Genomic DNA, 16,813 nt, shown 5'->3' on the forward strand with positions numbered 1-16,813 from the left:
TTAATGACAGTGTAGCTTTTTACCATCTTTATTGTCTACATGTTACACTTATGATTATGGTTATCCTAAGGAGGGGACATTGTGATTCAAATTGAAAATCAAACCGTTTCCGGCATTCCGTTTTTACATATTGTAAAAGAAGAGAACAGGCACCGTGCCGTTCCTCTTGTTTTCTTTATACATGGCTTTGCAAGCGCCAAGGAACACAACCTTCATTTTGCTTATCTTCTTGCAGAAAAAGGTTTCAGAGCTGTTTTACCGGAGGCGCTGCACCATGGCGAACGCGGAGAGCATATAGCTGTTGAGAAGCTGGCCGGCTATTTTTGGGACATCGTGCTAAACGAGATTGAAGAGCTTGATGTACTTATGAATCATTTTGAGAAAGAAGGCCTGATAGACGGCGGCCGTATTGGGCTTGCGGGTACATCTATGGGCGGCATTACAACGCTTGGCGCCTTAACGGTTTATGATTGGGTAAAAGCCGGCGTCAGTCTGATGGGAAGCCCGAATTATGTTGAACTGTTCCAGCAGCAGATCGACCACATCAAATCTCAGGGCATTGATATCGATGTGCCGGAGGAAAGGGTGCAGGAGCTCATGGAGCGCCTTAAAATGCGGGATCTCAGCCGTCAGCCGGAGAAACTGCAGCAGCGTCCGCTTTTATTTTGGCATGGTGTTAAAGATCAAGTCGTGCCTTACGCGCCGACCCGGAAATTTTATGACACGATTAAATCTCATTATCGCGAGCAGCCGGAACGTCTCCAGTTTATTGCGGATGAACGAGCGGATCATAAAGTGCCGCGGGCGGCTGTGTTAAAAACTGTTGAATGGTTTGAAACGCATTTATAAAGCACAAAGGTATTAACACTGTCCGGATTTACGTTATACTGTATAAAAAAAGGAGTGAGGGAACGTGGAAGAAGCATTAAAAGAAAACATTATGGGCGCCCTGGAACAGGTTGTCGATCCTGAGCTTGGCGTTGATATCGTGAACCTCGGGTTAGTATACGATGTTGATATGGATGAAGACGGCTTAACGCACGTTACGATGACACTGACATCAATGGGCTGCCCTTTAGCGCCGATTATCGTGGATGAAGTGAAAAAAGCGTTAGCGGACATTCCAGAAGTGAAAGAGACGGAAGTTCACATTGTGTGGAACCCGCCTTGGACTCGAGACAAAATGTCAAGATATGCAAAAATCGCGCTTGGCATACAATAAAACAAAAGAGGACAGCCTTACTTTGAGGCTGTCCTTTTTAAAACTGAAAGGAGTGAAGCGAAATGATGTACCTGCTTGCCGTTCTATGCCCGCCGCTTGCTGTTTTGTTTACGGGGAAGCCGTTTCAGGCACTGCTCAATCTCATTTTGACATGTATCTTTTGGCTGCCGGGCGCCATTCACGCTTGTTTTATCGTGGCTGACCGCCGCGCTGAAAAACGGGCAAGACGTTAATCTGGAAAAAAGAGGACGCAAACATGGTATAATGGCCATAAAAAACAGGGAGAGCGCCATGAAAAAGAAATTGCTTGCATTCGCGCTGTGCACTGGTGCGTATGCTGCCCTGTTTGCGTACTCTGTTCACTCGGAGCAAAAAAACGACTCCAGCGAGATGACGGATGTCAGCCGTTTGATGCCGGTGAAAATTAAGCAGACAGTGAAAGGGCAGGAAGAAAATAACCTCATTGACACAGTCAAAGAGGCCAATCGAAAAAACATAAAAATCTCAATAGCCGGAACCCAGCATTCGATGGGCGGCCATACATATTACGAGGACGGCATCGTTCTCGACATGACAGGCTACAACAAAATCCTCGCTTTCGATAAAGAGAAAAAAACCATCAGGATCCAAAGCGGGGCGACGTGGAATGACATACAGAAATACGTGAATCCATACGGGCTTGCGGTAAAAGTCATGCAGTCACAAAATATTTTTACAATCGGAGGATCTCTCAGCGCCAATGCCCACGGGCGTGATATTCGCTACGGATCGCTGATTGATACAGTCAAATCATTCCGCCTATTAAAAGCCGACGGCTCAATTGTCACCGTCACTCCAAAAGATGACTTGTTTTCAGCAGTCATCGGCGGGTACGGTCTTTTTGGCGTGATTCTCGATGTTGAGCTTGAATTAACGGATGACGAGCTGTACGTCATGCAAACAGAAAAAATGAACTACAGTACATACGCCGACTATTTTGCAAAGCATGTCAAAGGCAATCCCGGTGTCCGCATGCATCTGGCGCGTATCTCAACAGCAGAAAAAGGATTTCTGAAAGACATGTATGTCACAAATTACGCATTAGCAGAGGGGCAGAATCAGCTGACATCTTACAGCGATCTCAAAGAAGATGAGCATACACAAGTGACGAAATTCGCGCTCGGCCTGTCAAGACGGTACGAGTGGGGCAGAAACTGGCTCTGGAACACCCAGCAATCCTATTTTCTAAGCCAAAATGGAACAAAGATCTCACGCAATAACGTCATGCGGTCAGAATCAAAATTTCTCGAATACGAAAACAATGAAAATACAGACGTGCTGCAGGAATACTTTGTGCCGGTGAAGGAGTACGCTTCCTATATTGATGACCTGAGACAAACGCTGTCACATGAAGACCTGAATCTGCTTAATATCACGATCCGATATGTGCAAAAAAACGAAAAGGCCGACCTGTCTTATGCGAAGGAAGATATGTTTTCGCTCGTGCTCTTAATCAACGAGGGCTTCTTAAAAGAAGACCAGGCTGACACTGCTCGGATCATCAGGCGCATGACAGACGTTGCGCTCAAACACGGAGGAAGCTATTATCTGCCGTATATGACATATCAGACAAAAGCGCAAATGAGACAGGCGTACCCGAAAACCGAAGCGTTTTTTCAGAAAAAACGCACGTACGATCCGGATGAGCGGTTTATGAATTACTTTTATCAGAGGTATAAATAATGGGGAAAAACAAATTAAAATGGCTGACACTTTCACAAAGCAGCGTGTTTTTCGCAAGCAGTTTAATTTTTCCGTTTTACATTCTGTTTGTGAAAAATATCGGCTCAAGCTATACGCAGTTCGGGTTTTCCTATGGATTATTCGGACTGAGCGGAGCGCTCATTTACCCGCTCCTCGGCCGGCTGTCTGAAAGGATCGACAGCCGCTATTATCTGCTTGCGAACTCATGGGGCATGGCGGTTCTGCTTTTGTATGTCCCGCATGTTAACGGCGTTCTTCAAGTGTACATCGTGCAAGTGCTGTTAGGTCTCTTTGGGGCGATGCAAAAGCACGGAGAAAAAGTATTAATCGCCGACTTTACAGACACTGGGGAACGTGGAAAAAAGATTGGAAATTATCATTTTTGGACCGCTGTTTTTTCAGCGGCTGCTATTATGCTCGGCGGTTTTCTCGCCGACTTTTTTACGGTGCAAATGATTTTTTATACAAGCTCTATTCTATATTTTCTAAGCGGATTGATGATGATGAAAACAGGCTGACACGGTCAGCCTGTTTTTTTATGCAGCTGCAAAAGGCGCTGGAACAACAATTTGAAGCGATTTCTGTTTGCTTTTTAAGAGTGGATTTTTTTGTTGAACAGAAAATTTATAAATGAATAAAAATATTAAATATACGATTGAATTAATTTTTATTCATGTTATAATGTTAAATAATTTCACAAAGACCAAGAAGGTGAATTCGTTTTGAAAATAGGAATTGTAGGTGCTACGGGTTATGGGGGCGCCGAACTTGTCAGGATTCTTACACATCATCCTCATGCAGAAGAATGTATACTTTATTCATCCAGCGGAGAAGGAAAGGTCTATAGTAATGTTTACCCTCATCTAACCGGCTTGGCTGAGCAGAAGCTGAAGCCCATTGATATGTATACAATCAAACAGGAAATCGATGTCATGTTTCTTGCTGCGCCCCCGGGAGTATCAAGTGAACTGACTCCGCAGCTTGCAGAGGCGGGAATTCCGGTTATTGACCTGTCAGGTGATCTGAGGATACAAGAGCCTGCTGTATATGAAAAGTGGTATAAACGGACAGCGGCACCAAAAGAAACAATTCAAGAGGCGGTTTACGGCCTTTCAGAGCTGAATCAAAAAAACATTCAGCAGGCGAAGCTCATCGCCAATCCAGGTTGCTTTCCGACGGCTGTACTGCTAGGCCTCGCGCCTTTGGCACAAAAAAAGCTGCTTGATGAATCGTTCGTTATCGTTGATGCGAAAACAGGCGTTTCCGGCGCGGGAAGGAAAGCGTCCATGGGAACTCATTTTTCTGAGCTTAACGACAATTTTAAAATTTATAAAGTAAATGAACATCAGCACACCCCCGAGATTGAACAGACGTTAAAAGAATGGCAGCCAGAGTTGAAGGCTATTACATTCTCTGCTCACTTGGTTCCAATGACAAGGGGAATCATGGCGACGATGTATACGCAATTAACATCTGATCTATCTGCAGAAGATCTGCACGATTTATATTCGGAATTTTACCAAGATTCATATTTTGTGAAAGTGAGGCCTATGGGGCATTATCCGCAAACGAAGGAAGTGTTCGGCAGCAATTTCTGCGATGTATCCGTTACCCTTGACGAAAGAACAAACAGGGTAACGATCGTATCTGTAATTGATAATCTGATGAAGGGTGCCGCCGGGCAGGCAGTACAAAATTTCAATATCATGAATGGCTGGAACGAAGAGACAGGTCTGACCATGACACCAATTTATCCATAGAACAGGAGAGAATCGAACCATGATTCAGTTGAGTGAAGATCAAATAGTGAAAGTAAAAGGTGATATATCCTCGCCGAAAGGATTTCAGGCAAAGGGTGTGCATTGCGGACTGCGCTACTCGAAAAAAGACCTTGGTGTCATCATCAGCGAGACACCGGCAGTGAGCGCGGCAGTTTATACGCAAAGCCACTTTCAGGCGGCTCCGATTAAAGTCACACAGGACAGCTTAAAGCATGGATCAGCTCTGAAAGCAGTCATTGTCAACAGCGCCATTGCCAATGCTTGTACAGGGGAACAAGGCTTAGAGGACGCATACAAAATGCGGGAGAGCCTCGCTTTACAGCTGGGTATTGAGCCGGAGTTTGTCGCTGTTTCATCAACGGGCGTCATCGGCGAATATTTAGACATGGAAAAAATTCAGGCAGGCATCGAGCTCCTGAAACAAACACCTGCGGGATCGGGAGATTTCGAGGAAGCGATTTTAACGACAGATACCGTCATCAAGCAAACGTGCTATGAACTGACAATCGGCGGTCAAAAAGTCACCATCGGCGGAGCGGCTAAAGGCTCCGGAATGATTCACCCAAACATGGCCACCATGCTGGGGTTTGTGACAACAGACGCGGCAATCGAAGAAAAAGCGCTGCAAAAAGTGCTTCGCGACATCACTGACGTCTCTTTTAATCAAATTACAGTTGACGGAGAAACCTCCACCAATGACATGGTATTGGTCATGGCAAATGGCTGCGCGGAAAATGAGTGCCTTACGGAAGATCATAAGGACTGGCCGCTCTTTAAAAAAGCGCTTCTTATGACTTGCGAAGATTTGGCTAAGGAGATTGCCAGAGACGGAGAAGGCGCGACAAAACTAATCGAAGCCCAAGTAAAAGGGGCAAAAAACAATCTTGATGCAAACGTAATTGCCAAGAAAATTGTCGGTTCGAACCTCGTAAAAACAGCTGTGTACGGAACAGACGCAAACTGGGGGCGCATCATCGGGGCTATCGGGCACAGCGCGGCCCAGGTGAAGGCTGAAGAAGTAGAGGTTTATCTCGGGGGCCAATGCCTGTTTAAAAACAACGAACCTCAGCCATTCTCTGAATCTCTCGCGAAAGAATACCTCGAAGGAGACGAGATTGCCATTGTCATCAAGATGCATGAAGGGGACGGGAACGGAAGAGCATGGGGCTGTGACCTGACCTATGATTATATCAAAATTAATGCGAGCTATCGCACGTAATAAAGGGGAGCACAATGAAGAAAACAATCGTTTTTAAATGCGGGGGAAGTGTCATCCGTGAGCTGTCGGAAGAATTTTTTCAAAACCTGAAAGAATTGATGGAATCAGGATGGAAATTGGCAATCGTGCACGGCGGCGGACCGGAAATTACACATATGCTGAAACGGTTAAACATCAAAACAGAGTTCTCAGGCGGACAGCGGAAAACAACCAAACCAGTATTGGAAGTGGCTGAAATGGTCCTGTCCGGCTCAGTCAATAAATTTTTCGTTGCCGAGCTTGCCAAACACGGGCTGCGGGCTGCGGGAGTGTCCGGCAAGGATGGAGGCCTTCTCGAAGCAGACTATCTCGATCCAGACACATACGGCGAAGTCGGAGAAATTAAAAAGGTTAATGCCTCTATGGTAAATGCGCTGATGGATGAAGGCATCATTCCGGTTATCGCGCCCCTGTCCTTGACGAGCGACTACAAAACACTGAATGTCAATGCTGATCTTGCGGCTTCGGCGGTCGCCGGGGCGCTGAAAGCCGATAAGCTGATGTTCGTCACAGACGTAGAGGGAATCATGAAGGAAAAACAGCGTCTCGACATCCTGACCCCTGAGGAAATTCAGACTCTCATCAAACAGGAAGTGATCACAGGCGGGATGATACCGAAGGTCAATTCAGCCTTGTCAGCTTTATCGGATCAGGTTTCAGAAGTGATGATCGTAAACGGAAAAGGGTCGTTTTTCTCAAATCAAACATTTGAAGGAACAAAAATCGTCAAAGCAAAGGAGGCTGTTTCATGAGCAGCTTGTTTCAAACCTACGGTCGGTGGAACATCGAGATAAAGAAAGCGAAGGGAACTTGCGTTGAGGATCAAAACGGCAAAACATACCTCGATTTCATTCAAGGGATTGCGGTTTCCAACCTAGGCCACTGCCATGAAGCGGTCACAGAAGCGGTTAAAAAACAGCTCGACAGCGTATGGCACGTATCCAATCTGTTTGAAAACAGTCTTCAGGAGCAAGCGGCACAGCAGTTAGCGGCAAACAGTGCCGGAGATCTCGTTTTTTTCTGCAACAGCGGAGCGGAAGCGAATGAAGGCGCGATTAAGCTGGCACGAAAGGCAACTGGAAAAACGAAAATCATCACATTTCTTCAATCATTCCACGGCCGCACCTATGCAGGGATGGCAGCTACCGGACAGGATAAAATCAAAACAGGCTTCGGCCCGATGCTGGAAGGCTTTCACTACCTCCCGTACAATGATCCTGCCGCTTTTGACGCTCTTGGGGGGGAAGACGACATAGCCGCGGTCATGCTTGAGACCGTACAGGGAGAAGGCGGAGTCAATCCGGCCAGTGCAGAATTTTTAACAGCCGTACAGTCGTTTTGCAAGGAAAAGCAGGCGCTTCTGATCGTAGATGAAATTCAGACGGGTATTGGACGGACAGGAAAAGGCTTCGCATACGAACACTTCGGCCTCTCACCTGATATCATCACGGCTGCAAAAGGATTGGGGAACGGCTTTCCAGTCGGTGCGGTAATCGGAAAGAAAGAGCTGGGAACAGCGTTTACTCCTGGGTCTCACGGAACGACTTTTGGAGGGAATATGCTGGCGATGGCCGCCGTCAATGCAACATTGCAGGTTGTATTCCAGCCTGAATTTCTGCAAGAGGCTGCTGATAAGGGTGCGTTTTTGAAAGAACAGCTGGAGGCTGAACTGAAGAGTCCTTTTGTGAGGCAAATCCGCGGCAAAGGATTAATGCTTGGAATTGAGTGTGATGGGCCGGTTGCAGACATCATTACTGAATTGCAGACATTAGGCTTGCTCGTACTGCCGGCCGGACCGAACGTGATTCGTCTGCTGCCGCCGCTCACCGTGACAAAGGATGAAATAACAGAAGCCATCAGCAAGCTGAAACAAGCGATTGCACAGCATTCCGCTGTCAATTTGTAATTTTTTTTCGATATAAAAGCATAAAAATTCATTTGTATAATTAATTATTCATCAAGAGGTGGGCTTTTAGATGGAAGGTTATTTAGTATTAGAAGATGGGACAGTGTTCAGCGGCGAACTGGACGGACATGAAAACTGCACGGGCGAAGCTGTGTTTTTCACAGGAATGACGGGCTATCAGGAAGTGCTGACAGACCCGTCATACAAAGGACAGATTATCGTATTTACGTATCCGCTGATCGGCAACTACGGCATTAATGAAAACGACTTTGAAAGCAAAAAACCGCAAGTGAAAGCAGCTGTTGTTTACGAGGCATGCGATCATTTTTCTCATCATGAAGCGGTATACAGCCTTAAGGAATATCTGAAAAAATGGAACATCCCGCTTTTATCCCATATCGATACGAGGGCTGTCGTCAAAAAAATCCGTGCGAACGGAACGATGGGGGCGTCTGTCACTGCCTCTAAAGAAGCGGCTGAGATTGCTCTGCAGCCTGAGAACGTCGCAGAACAGGCGGCAGCACAGGACATCAGCACAATCGGCGAAGGAAATAAACATATCGCTCTCATTGACTTTGGCTATAAAAAATCAATTGCATCATCACTCGTGAAACGAGGCTGCAAGGTCACCGTTATACCGTATCAGCAAATGGAAACTGTTTACGGCATAAAGCCGGACGGTGTCGTGTTATCCAACGGACCCGGAGATCCGAAAGCCATTACACCGTATATGGAACAAATCAAAAACATCGTCAGCCGTTTTCCGACGCTCGGCATATGTCTCGGCCATCAGCTGATTGCGCTCGCTTTTGGCGGAAATACGTTTAAGCTGCCGTTTGGACACAGAGGCGCAAACCATCCGGTCATCGACCGTGAAACGAAGCGGGTTTTCATGACCAGCCAAAATCACAGCTATGTGGTTGATGAAAAATCCATCAACCAAGAAGAGCTGACGATCAGATTCCACCATGTCAATGACACGTCAGTTGAAGGGCTTTCCCATAAAAAGCTGCCAGTCATGAGTGTGCAATTCCACCCGGAAGCCCATCCCGGACCGGCGGAAAGCGAATGGATTTTTGATGATTATTTAAAGAATGTGATACCAGCAAGGAGAGAAATCGCCCATGCCTAAAGACACCAGTATTTCAAGCATATTAGTAATCGGCTCAGGCCCGATTATCATCGGCCAGGCGGCAGAATTTGATTATTCAGGCACTCAAGGGTGCATCGCGCTCAAGGAAGAAGGCTATCGGGTTATTCTCGTCAACAACAACCCGGCCACAATTATGACCGATGAAGCTTTCGCGGATGACATTTATTTTGAACCGCTGACGGCGGAAAGCTTAACAGACATTATTAAGAAAGAAAAGCCCGACGGACTTTTGGCCAATTTAGGCGGGCAGACTGCACTGAATCTAGCGGTTGAACTTGAAGAGGCGGGTATCCTAAAGGCGCACGGCGTCAAACTTCTAGGTACATCCGTGGATACAATCCAAAAAGGAGAGGACCGGGAGAAATTTCGTTCTTTAATGAACGAGCTGAATCAGCCAGTTCCAGAGAGCGAAATTGTCGATAACGAAACCGACGCCATTCGCTTTGCGGAATCGATCGGCTTTCCGGTCATTATCCGGCCTGCTTACACGTTAGGCGGAAAAGGCGGGGGCATCGCGCCTACGAAAGAAGCATTTACCGCCATGATCAAGCAAGCCCTTTTGGCTAGCCCGATCAATCAATGCCTGGTAGAAAAGAGCATTGCCGGCTTTAAAGAAATTGAATATGAAGTGATGCGTGACAGCAACAACACATGCATTACCGTCTGTAATATGGAAAACATCGATCCTGTCGGTGTGCATACAGGCGATTCAATCGTAGTGGCGCCTTCACAAACATTAACTGATGAAGACTATCAAATGCTCCGGACGGCAAGTCTGACGATCATTTCTGCACTTGATGTCGTAGGCGGCTGCAACATTCAGTTTGCGCTTGATCCGTTCAGCAAGCAATACTACGTTATAGAAGTGAATCCGCGTGTGAGCCGTTCATCTGCTCTCGCGTCAAAAGCAACAGGTTATCCCATTGCGAAAATGGCTGCGAAATTGGCGGTTGGATACACGCTTGACGAATTAAAAAACCCGCTTACAGGCTCCACTTATGCGAGCTTTGAACCGGCATTGGACTATGTCATCGTCAAGTTTCCGCGCTGGCCGTTTGATAAATTCAAAAACGCGGACCGCAAGCTCGGCACGAAAATGAAAGCCACCGGAGAAGTGATGGCGATTGAACGTAATATAGAAGCGGCAATCCAAAAGGCGGCAGCCTCCCTTGAGCTGAAAAACGTCGGCACGCATCTGCCCGAGCTCGGCGGCTTATCAATTGAAGCGCTCTGGGAACTGGCGATCACACCTGACGATCGAAGATTTTTCGTTGTGATGGAGCTGTTAAGCCGAAGGATATCGATAGAAGAAATCCATGCAAAAACAAAAATCGACCCGTTTTTCCTCCATACCTTTAACAATATCATCAAGCTGGAAAATCAGATCATGGAAGCGGGGAGCGACCTCTCTTTTGATTTATTAAAAAAGGCAAAGGAAAAAGGGTTTTCAGATGCAACGATAGCCTCGCTTATCGGCAAGACAGAGGAAGAGGTGCGCGCTCTTCGCAAGGAGAAGGGGATTACGCCTTCCTTCAAAATTGTTGATACTTGCGCAGCTGAGTTTGATGCGAAAACCAACTATTTTTACTCCACGTATTTCGGAGAAACCGATGGAGACATCAGCCGCAAAGAGAAAAAGCGCGCGCTGATTATCGGATCAGGACCGATCCGCATCGGCCAGGGCGTTGAATTTGATTATAGTGCTGTTCATGGGGTGTTAACGCTGCAAAAGCTTGGGTTCGAAACGATTATGATTAACAACAACCCGGAAACCGTGAGCACAGATTATGAAATTGCGGATCGACTGTATTTTGAACCGCTGACAACGGAGCACATATTAAACGTGGCGGAGCAGGAAAGCATTGACTTTGCGATCGTGCAGTTCGGCGGCCAAACCGCGATCAATGCTGCTGAAGCGCTCGAAAAAGCCGGAATCACGCTTCTCGGCACATCGTTTGAAACGCTTGACGTGTTAGAGGATCGCGATCAATTTTATCAGCTTCTTGATGAACTCGGATTGCAGCATGCTAAAGGAGAAATTGCCTATACAAAAGAAGAGGCTGCAGAGAAAGCTAACGGCATCGGCTATCCGGTATTAATCCGTCCTTCTTATGTCATTGGCGGGATGGGTATGATTATCGTTGAATCGGAAGCTGCGCTTTCTCAGCTGCTGGACGGAGAAGACAGCATGCCGTACCCCATTTTGATTGATCAGTACGTGTCAGGAAAAGAAGTCGAAATTGATTTGATTTCCGACGGTGAAGAAGTCTTTATCCCGACATATACCGAACATATTGAGCGGGCGGGCGTCCACTCAGGGGACAGCTTTGCCATTCTCCCGGGGCCTTCCGTCACAAACAAATTGCAGCAAGGAATGAAAGATGCTGCACAAAAAATTGCCCGAAAGCTTTCGTTTAAAGGCATTATGAACATCCAATTTGTGATCGATAACGAAAACATTCTCGTCCTTGAAGTGAATCCGAGAGCGAGCCGGACAGTTCCGGTTGTCAGCAAAGTCATGGGCGTTCCGATGATTCCGCTCGCCACACGGCTTCTGGCGGGGGCATCTCTAAAAGATGTAAACCCGGCAGTTCAAAATCACCACGGCGTTGCTGTAAAGTTCCCGGTCTTTTCAACACATGCCATTCAAGATGTAGATGTGAAGCTTGGACCGGAAATGAAATCGACGGGAGAAGGCATGTGTGTTGCATACGACGCCGACAGCGCCTTGAAAAAAATCTACACGCGTGTTTGGAATCAAAAAGGAAGCATTTATTTGCAAAACGGACCCGAAGATTTGAAGACATTAGCGGAAAACGCCGGTTTTACGGTTCATGAAGGTACATTCGCCTCATGGATGGAACAGGATGAAAAAGCTCTTCATATCAATTTAAACGGCTCTGAAGAAGCACGCAAAGAGCGTCTGGAAGCCATGACACACGGCATTACCGTCTTTACTGAAGAGGAAACCGTACGGGCGTTTTTGCAAAGCGGATCAGGCAGTCCGCACCCTGTTTCCCTCAGAGATCTTTATAAAAAGGAAGTGGCATCATGCACACAGTGAATATGGGAGAAACGCAAACCAGTCTATTCGGAAAAGACCTATTAACGCTAAAAGATCTCAGTGAACAGGATATCAGCGCGTTGCTTGCTGAAGCCAGTGAACTGAAACAAAACAAAATTCAGCCTATTTTTCAAGGCAAAACCCTTGCGATGATTTTTGAAAAATCATCCACGCGGACTCGTGTTTCATTTGAAGCCGGAATGGCGCAGCTTGGCGGAAATGCCCTCTTTTTAAGCCAGAAAGATCTGCAGCTGGGCCGCGGTGAAACTGTGGCTGATACGGCAAAAGTGCTCTCAGGCTATGTAGATGCGATCATGATCCGGACCTTCGAGCATGAAAAGGTGGAGGAGCTTGCTGAACACGCTGATATTCCAGTTATCAACGGGCTTACCGATAAATATCATCCTTGCCAGGCGCTTGCGGATCTATTGACGATCAAGGAAATCAAAGGCGATCTCAAAGGTGTGAAAGTCGCATATATCGGTGACGGAAATAATGTGGCGCACTCCCTGATGATCGGCTGCGCAAAAATGGGCTGTGATATCTCGATTGCTTCACCTGAGGGATACGAAGTGTTAGACGAAGCGGTGGAAGCAGCCAAGGCAGCGGCCCTTCAATCAGGTGCTTCCATTACACTTACAGCTGATCCGATTGAAGCCGTAAAAAATGCGGACGTCATTTATTCAGATGTATTCACTAGCATGGGACAGGAAGCGGAAGAGCAAGAGCGTCTCTCAGTCTTTTCGCCTTACCAGGTGAATGCATCGCTTGTCAGCCATGCTAAACCTGACTATACATTTTTGCACTGTCTTCCTGCACACCGTGAAGAAGAAGTGACGGCGGAGATTATTGACGGTCCGAATTCCGCTGTATTCCAGCAGGCCGAAAACCGCCTCCATGTGCAAAAAGCGCTGTTAAAGGCGATCCTATACAACGGAGAATAATCGAAAAAACTGCTGAGCCGGCTCTCAGCAGTTTTTTTATGGAAACATATTCACACCCGCTTAGGCGCATACTACACGAAAAAGGAAAAGGAGGAAAAACAGTGGGACAGCAGCATCAATTCCGGCCCGGGCAGAAAGCGCCCAACAACGGCGTCTATGTAGAAATCGGCGAGACGGGGAGTATGGTCAAAAATCCGCAAAAGGTCCATCTGTCTGCAGGAGATATGTTTCCTGAAACATCTAATCACAACCGCCTGTGGACGTATAAAAGAAAACCGTGATCACGAAAAAACCCAAAACAATATATGTTTTGGGTTTTTGGCTTATTAATGCTGGCTGGCATTGTTGTTCATAGGCATGATTGCTGCTAGCGCCATGATCAGCACATATAAAACGACAGCAATTACGGATGATGTTGTGAAGTTATACGCTACACTGTTCATGCTGGCAATCAAATAGCATGCCATATGCGATAAAAGGAACGTCCAAATAAAAGCAATAATAAATCGCACGTTTCCACCTCGTCCTTCTCATTCTATTCTAGAAGTTATCATACCATACATAAAGCCAAGGGGGAATCTAATTTTAGAAGAAAGTGAGGTGACAAAAGAGTCTGATTCGTCACATTTTTAATGGTAAAATATAAAAAATAAATATCGTCAATTGGTATAATAGCCAAAACATAGAAAGGCTAGGACTTTACCTTATTCGTTTCTTTTCTTTTTACATAAGATAGCGTGAGATGAAGTGTGAAAGGAGGCGGGCAAGCGATGGGAATAACGGAAAGGTATTTTCAATTGGGAACGGAGCATAACGTGATTCACCTGCCCTATCGTCCGAACGGCTTCGGTATCTTCGTCCTCGGAGACAGAACCCACTTTGTCGGTAATGATTCGAGCTTTTGGCTTCAGCATTACGGCAGAAATCAGCTTTTAAATATGCTGAGGGACGAAGGCTATACCATTTTTAACAGCAATCTGTTCGGAAGGCACTGGGGCGCGGAAAAAGCGGTCACCTATGCCAAGCAGCTGATACATTTCGTGTTGAAGCAGGAAATACTCAATCCGAAGATTCATATTTTAGCAGAAGGAATGGGCGCTCTCGTGGCCGATGAACTGCTTCGTTTTTCCCCGGATCATATCCGATCAGCCGCGATGTTGAATCCTTGTCTCGATCTTCAGGCACATTATGAATCAGAAAAAGAAAATAAATTTTTCTATAAGCAATTTTTGAAAGAAGTATCGGAAAGTTACGAAATCCCCGAAAAAGAAGCGGCTTCACTTCGTTATAAAACAATCGAAACCTATCCGAGCAGCGTACCGGTTCATATATGGCAGAGGATGACCGGATCTCCGTATCCGTACAGCCTGCATGCGGAGGTATTTAAGGAAATGCAGCAGCGAAAACAAGGCTGTCCGGTTGACATAACGTTTCATTTATTTGAGCACCCAAGCAGGATCTATGCATCAATCTGCAAATTCTTTCACAGTCATGAAAAAGAGCTATAAAGAATACAATAACAATAGCCTTCTCTTTTGCGGAGGCTGTTTTGCTTTGGATAAAATGAAAAACCGGAAGGGCGGCAGATGAAATGAAATCAACGCTGATTGTAGGGGCGGATGAATTTTTCGGCCTTTCTTTATGCGAGCGAATGATGGATGAAGGCATATACGTCGATGTCGTTTTGGCTGAAACAGATGATGAAAGCAGACAAATGTACTTAGAGGAAAGACTCATGTGGCTTGGGAGAAATGAGCACTTTCGGAAGCTCGAGCACATTGAGGATCAATTATATGATACAATTTGTATCCAATATGGCAGCGGCTTTTTGCCTTTGGATCAATATAAATCAGCTTATGTTTTGGTATATGAACAAGACCGAAAAGAGTGGGAGAAACGTGAAAAGACAGGTTCAGAAAAAGCGGTGATTCTTCCGAAAATGTATGGGCCGTGGAAAGAAGAACAGGAGGAAGAGGGCTTTTATACAGAAGATGTAGCTGAAGAGCTTTTGAGATTCCTGCTAGACCCCGGCCGTGATCCTGGCGAAAGTTCCATTTTTGATTTGCAAATCACTAAAAAAACCTCCAAAGATGAAGCGAAAACAAAAATTCTCGAGTGGAAAAGACAATTTCCATCAATTTTCGACAAATATTAAGAAAAACCTTCCATGTTTCGAGTTTTCTAGATACAATAAACATATCATTTTAATACATGTTATAGCTTGTCAAAAAGGAGTTGAACATGACTTGATCACAAGGCTTGTCATGATCTTTTCTGTCCTCCTTTTATTAAGCGGATGTGGACAAACTCCGTTTAAAGGAAAAATTGAGAAGATCGGCATGCTCTTTCCTGATACGATTAATGACCTCGTATGGGGCACAAAAGGGTATAAAGGATTATTGAATATACAGTCTAAATACAATGTGGACGTCTACTATAAAGAAGGCGTAAAAACAGATGAAGATATTATAAATGCGATTGAAGATTTTCATAAGCGCGGCGTCAATCTCCTCTTTGGCCATGGAAGTGAGTTTGAAGAAGTATTTAACTTGGTCAGTGAAGACTATCCGGATATGCAGTTTGTGATTTCAAATGCAAAAGCAAAAGCGGACAATGTCACAAGCGTCCATCTCAGCGGGGAAGCAATCGGCTTTTTCGGCGGAATGACTGCTGCCCATATGTCAAAAACCAATCAGGTCGGTGTTATCGCTTCTTTTACATGGCAGCCAGAAGTTGACGGCTTTATAAAAGGGGCTAAGTATGAAGATCCTAATATAGAAGTGAATACAAAATATACGGATCACTGGGATGATGATTCGACTGCGGTTAACCTTTATCAAAAAATGAAGAACGAAGGCGCGGATGTTGTGTATCCTGCCGGAGACGGGTATAATGTTCCTGTCATTCAGCAAATCAAAAAAGACGGCCTATATGCGATCGGCTATGTCACAGATCAATCCGATCTTGGCGAGAACACCGTGTTAACCAGCACGGTGCAAAATGTGGACAAGGCCTATGAAATCATAGCTGAGCAATTCGACAAAGGCACTTTAAAAGGCGGCGATCACTATTACGATCTGAAAAGCCGAGTTGTCGAAATGGGAACCTTCAGTCCGCTTGTGGACAAAGACTTTCAGAAAAAAATCGCCAAACTGGTCAAAATGTATAACAAAACAGGTGAACTGCCAAAAAACGAGTAACGGGGTGACGTCACATGCAGCACGAAAAATCACTTGAGTTTTTGCAAATTGCAATGAAATATCTGCCTGAAGCGAAAGAGCAGCTAGAAAAATCGGGAATAGAACTGTCGATGGAGGCCATTCAGCCGTTTATGAATTTATTTACAACGGTAATGGCGGAAGCCTACGAGCTAGGTAAATCCGACGCAAAATCTGAAACCGAATAAGAAGAAGCCACTTTCTCGAAAGTGGCTTTTCACATGATTTTCTTTTTAATAGCGGATACCATAGGTGCGAGCTCCTTCAGAGCGGGTTTGATTTGATCGAGAGAGTTCATAATCGAACCGATTTGGTTCATGATATACATGTAATCAATCGTCTCTTCTTCGTTGGTCGGGGAAACCTCCTCCTCCTGCACTTCTTCTTTTTCTGTTTTTTGTTTGGCGTTATCGCCGAACATCATTTTTGAAAACACATCCACCTGCATACGCCTCCTTTTCCATATACCATACTCTATGAGTAAGTTGAACTGATAGTTTAGACGAATATATTGCCATGTGAAA

19 protein-coding genes are annotated in these 16,813 nt (G+C 45.6%); 17 read left to right on the forward strand and 2 right to left on the reverse strand.

Going from position 1 to position 16,813, the window contains the following annotated elements; translation table 11 throughout:
• Nucleotides 1–81: 81 nt before the first annotated feature.
• The 13 genes from NST56_RS06165 (at nucleotide 82) to NST56_RS06225 (ending at nucleotide 13,352) form a co-directional block, all read left to right on the forward strand.
• Nucleotides 82–849 carry a prolyl oligopeptidase family serine peptidase gene (locus NST56_RS06165; RefSeq protein ID WP_339180727.1) on the forward strand — a complete coding sequence of 256 codons (768 nt, stop codon included), beginning with the start codon at nucleotides 82–84 and terminating at the stop codon, nucleotides 847–849.
• A gap of 64 nt (nucleotides 850–913) precedes the next feature.
• Complete coding sequence (locus NST56_RS06170) at nucleotides 914–1,222, forward strand: metal-sulfur cluster assembly factor (RefSeq protein ID WP_003224525.1); 309 nt, start codon at nucleotides 914–916, stop codon at nucleotides 1,220–1,222.
• Between the two features lie 62 nt (nucleotides 1,223–1,284).
• The gene (locus NST56_RS06175) at nucleotides 1,285–1,455 is read left to right on the forward strand and encodes a YqaE/Pmp3 family membrane protein (protein WP_003224527.1); all 171 of its coding nucleotides are present in this window, start codon (nucleotides 1,285–1,287) and stop codon (nucleotides 1,453–1,455) included.
• Between the two features lie 58 nt (nucleotides 1,456–1,513).
• On the forward strand, nucleotides 1,514–2,944 hold the full coding sequence (locus tag NST56_RS06180; RefSeq protein ID WP_339180732.1) for an FAD-binding oxidoreductase: 1,431 nt from the start codon (nucleotides 1,514–1,516) through the stop codon (nucleotides 2,942–2,944).
• The gene (locus NST56_RS06185; protein ID WP_029441206.1) at nucleotides 2,944–3,483 is read left to right on the forward strand and encodes an MFS transporter; all 540 of its coding nucleotides are present in this window, start codon (nucleotides 2,944–2,946) and stop codon (nucleotides 3,481–3,483) included. The genes NST56_RS06180 and NST56_RS06185 overlap by 1 nt, the downstream gene beginning before the upstream one ends.
• Before the next feature lie 204 nt (nucleotides 3,484–3,687).
• Nucleotides 3,688–4,725 carry an N-acetyl-gamma-glutamyl-phosphate reductase gene (gene argC / locus NST56_RS06190; protein ID WP_268504855.1) on the forward strand — a complete coding sequence of 346 codons (1,038 nt, stop codon included), beginning with the start codon at nucleotides 3,688–3,690 and terminating at the stop codon, nucleotides 4,723–4,725.
• 19 nt (nucleotides 4,726–4,744) lie between these two features.
• Nucleotides 4,745–5,965: a bifunctional ornithine acetyltransferase/N-acetylglutamate synthase gene (argJ, locus tag NST56_RS06195; protein WP_268447699.1), complete on the forward strand. Its 1,221-nt coding sequence runs from the start codon at nucleotides 4,745–4,747 to the stop codon at nucleotides 5,963–5,965.
• Nucleotides 5,966–5,979: 14 nt separating this feature from the next.
• The gene (argB, locus tag NST56_RS06200; protein WP_229147824.1) at nucleotides 5,980–6,756 is read left to right on the forward strand and encodes an acetylglutamate kinase; all 777 of its coding nucleotides are present in this window, start codon (nucleotides 5,980–5,982) and stop codon (nucleotides 6,754–6,756) included.
• Nucleotides 6,753–7,910, forward strand: coding sequence for an acetylornithine transaminase (locus tag NST56_RS06205; protein ID WP_339180736.1), 1,158 nt, complete (start codon nucleotides 6,753–6,755; stop codon nucleotides 7,908–7,910). The genes argB and NST56_RS06205 overlap by 4 nt, the downstream gene beginning before the upstream one ends.
• Nucleotides 7,911–7,980: 70 nt before the next feature.
• Nucleotides 7,981–9,042, forward strand: a complete 1,062-nt coding sequence (locus NST56_RS06210) for a carbamoyl phosphate synthase small subunit (protein ID WP_339180739.1) — start codon at nucleotides 7,981–7,983, stop codon at nucleotides 9,040–9,042.
• Complete coding sequence (locus NST56_RS06215; protein ID WP_339180742.1) at nucleotides 9,035–12,127, forward strand: carbamoyl phosphate synthase large subunit; 3,093 nt, start codon at nucleotides 9,035–9,037, stop codon at nucleotides 12,125–12,127. The genes NST56_RS06210 and NST56_RS06215 overlap by 8 nt, the downstream gene beginning before the upstream one ends.
• Nucleotides 12,115–13,071 carry an ornithine carbamoyltransferase gene (gene argF, locus NST56_RS06220; protein ID WP_339180745.1) on the forward strand — a complete coding sequence of 319 codons (957 nt, stop codon included), beginning with the start codon at nucleotides 12,115–12,117 and terminating at the stop codon, nucleotides 13,069–13,071. The genes NST56_RS06215 and argF overlap by 13 nt, the downstream gene beginning before the upstream one ends.
• A gap of 101 nt (nucleotides 13,072–13,172) precedes the next feature.
• A complete protein-coding gene (locus tag NST56_RS06225) occupies nucleotides 13,173–13,352 on the forward strand; it encodes a YjzC family protein (RefSeq protein ID WP_010333726.1) in 180 nt (59 codons plus the stop codon).
• A 45-nt stretch (nucleotides 13,353–13,397) separates the two neighbouring features.
• Here NST56_RS06225 and NST56_RS06230 read toward each other — a convergent pair whose 3' ends face one another.
• The gene (locus NST56_RS06230; RefSeq protein WP_010333727.1) at nucleotides 13,398–13,583 is read right to left on the reverse strand and encodes a YjzD family protein; all 186 of its coding nucleotides are present in this window, start codon (nucleotides 13,581–13,583) and stop codon (nucleotides 13,398–13,400) included.
• Between the two features lie 258 nt (nucleotides 13,584–13,841).
• On the opposite strand from NST56_RS06230, the gene NST56_RS06235 reads away from it, so the two are divergent.
• The 4 genes from NST56_RS06235 to comZ all read left to right on the forward strand — a co-directional run bounded on the left by NST56_RS06235 (nucleotide 13,842) and on the right by comZ (nucleotide 16,477).
• Nucleotides 13,842–14,579 carry a hypothetical protein gene (locus NST56_RS06235; protein ID WP_168747414.1) on the forward strand — a complete coding sequence of 246 codons (738 nt, stop codon included), beginning with the start codon at nucleotides 13,842–13,844 and terminating at the stop codon, nucleotides 14,577–14,579.
• An 83-nt stretch (nucleotides 14,580–14,662) separates the two neighbouring features.
• The gene (locus NST56_RS06240; RefSeq protein ID WP_168747415.1) at nucleotides 14,663–15,226 is read left to right on the forward strand and encodes a hypothetical protein; all 564 of its coding nucleotides are present in this window, start codon (nucleotides 14,663–14,665) and stop codon (nucleotides 15,224–15,226) included.
• A 91-nt stretch (nucleotides 15,227–15,317) separates the two neighbouring features.
• Entirely contained in the window at nucleotides 15,318–16,271 is a 954-nt protein-coding gene (locus NST56_RS06245) for a BMP family ABC transporter substrate-binding protein (RefSeq protein ID WP_339180750.1), read from the forward strand.
• Between the two features lie 14 nt (nucleotides 16,272–16,285).
• Nucleotides 16,286–16,477, forward strand: a complete 192-nt coding sequence (gene comZ, locus NST56_RS06250; protein ID WP_003224559.1) for a ComG operon transcriptional repressor ComZ — start codon at nucleotides 16,286–16,288, stop codon at nucleotides 16,475–16,477.
• A 29-nt stretch (nucleotides 16,478–16,506) separates the two neighbouring features.
• Here the strand turns inward: comZ and NST56_RS06255 are convergent, their stop codons facing one another.
• The gene (locus NST56_RS06255; protein ID WP_081638273.1) at nucleotides 16,507–16,737 is read right to left on the reverse strand and encodes a hypothetical protein; all 231 of its coding nucleotides are present in this window, start codon (nucleotides 16,735–16,737) and stop codon (nucleotides 16,507–16,509) included.
• Between the last annotated feature and the right edge of the window lie 76 nt (nucleotides 16,738–16,813).

Source organism: Bacillus sp. FSL R5-0560, assembly GCF_037966305.1.
Classification (GTDB): domain Bacteria; phylum Bacillota; class Bacilli; order Bacillales; family Bacillaceae; genus Bacillus; species Bacillus mojavensis.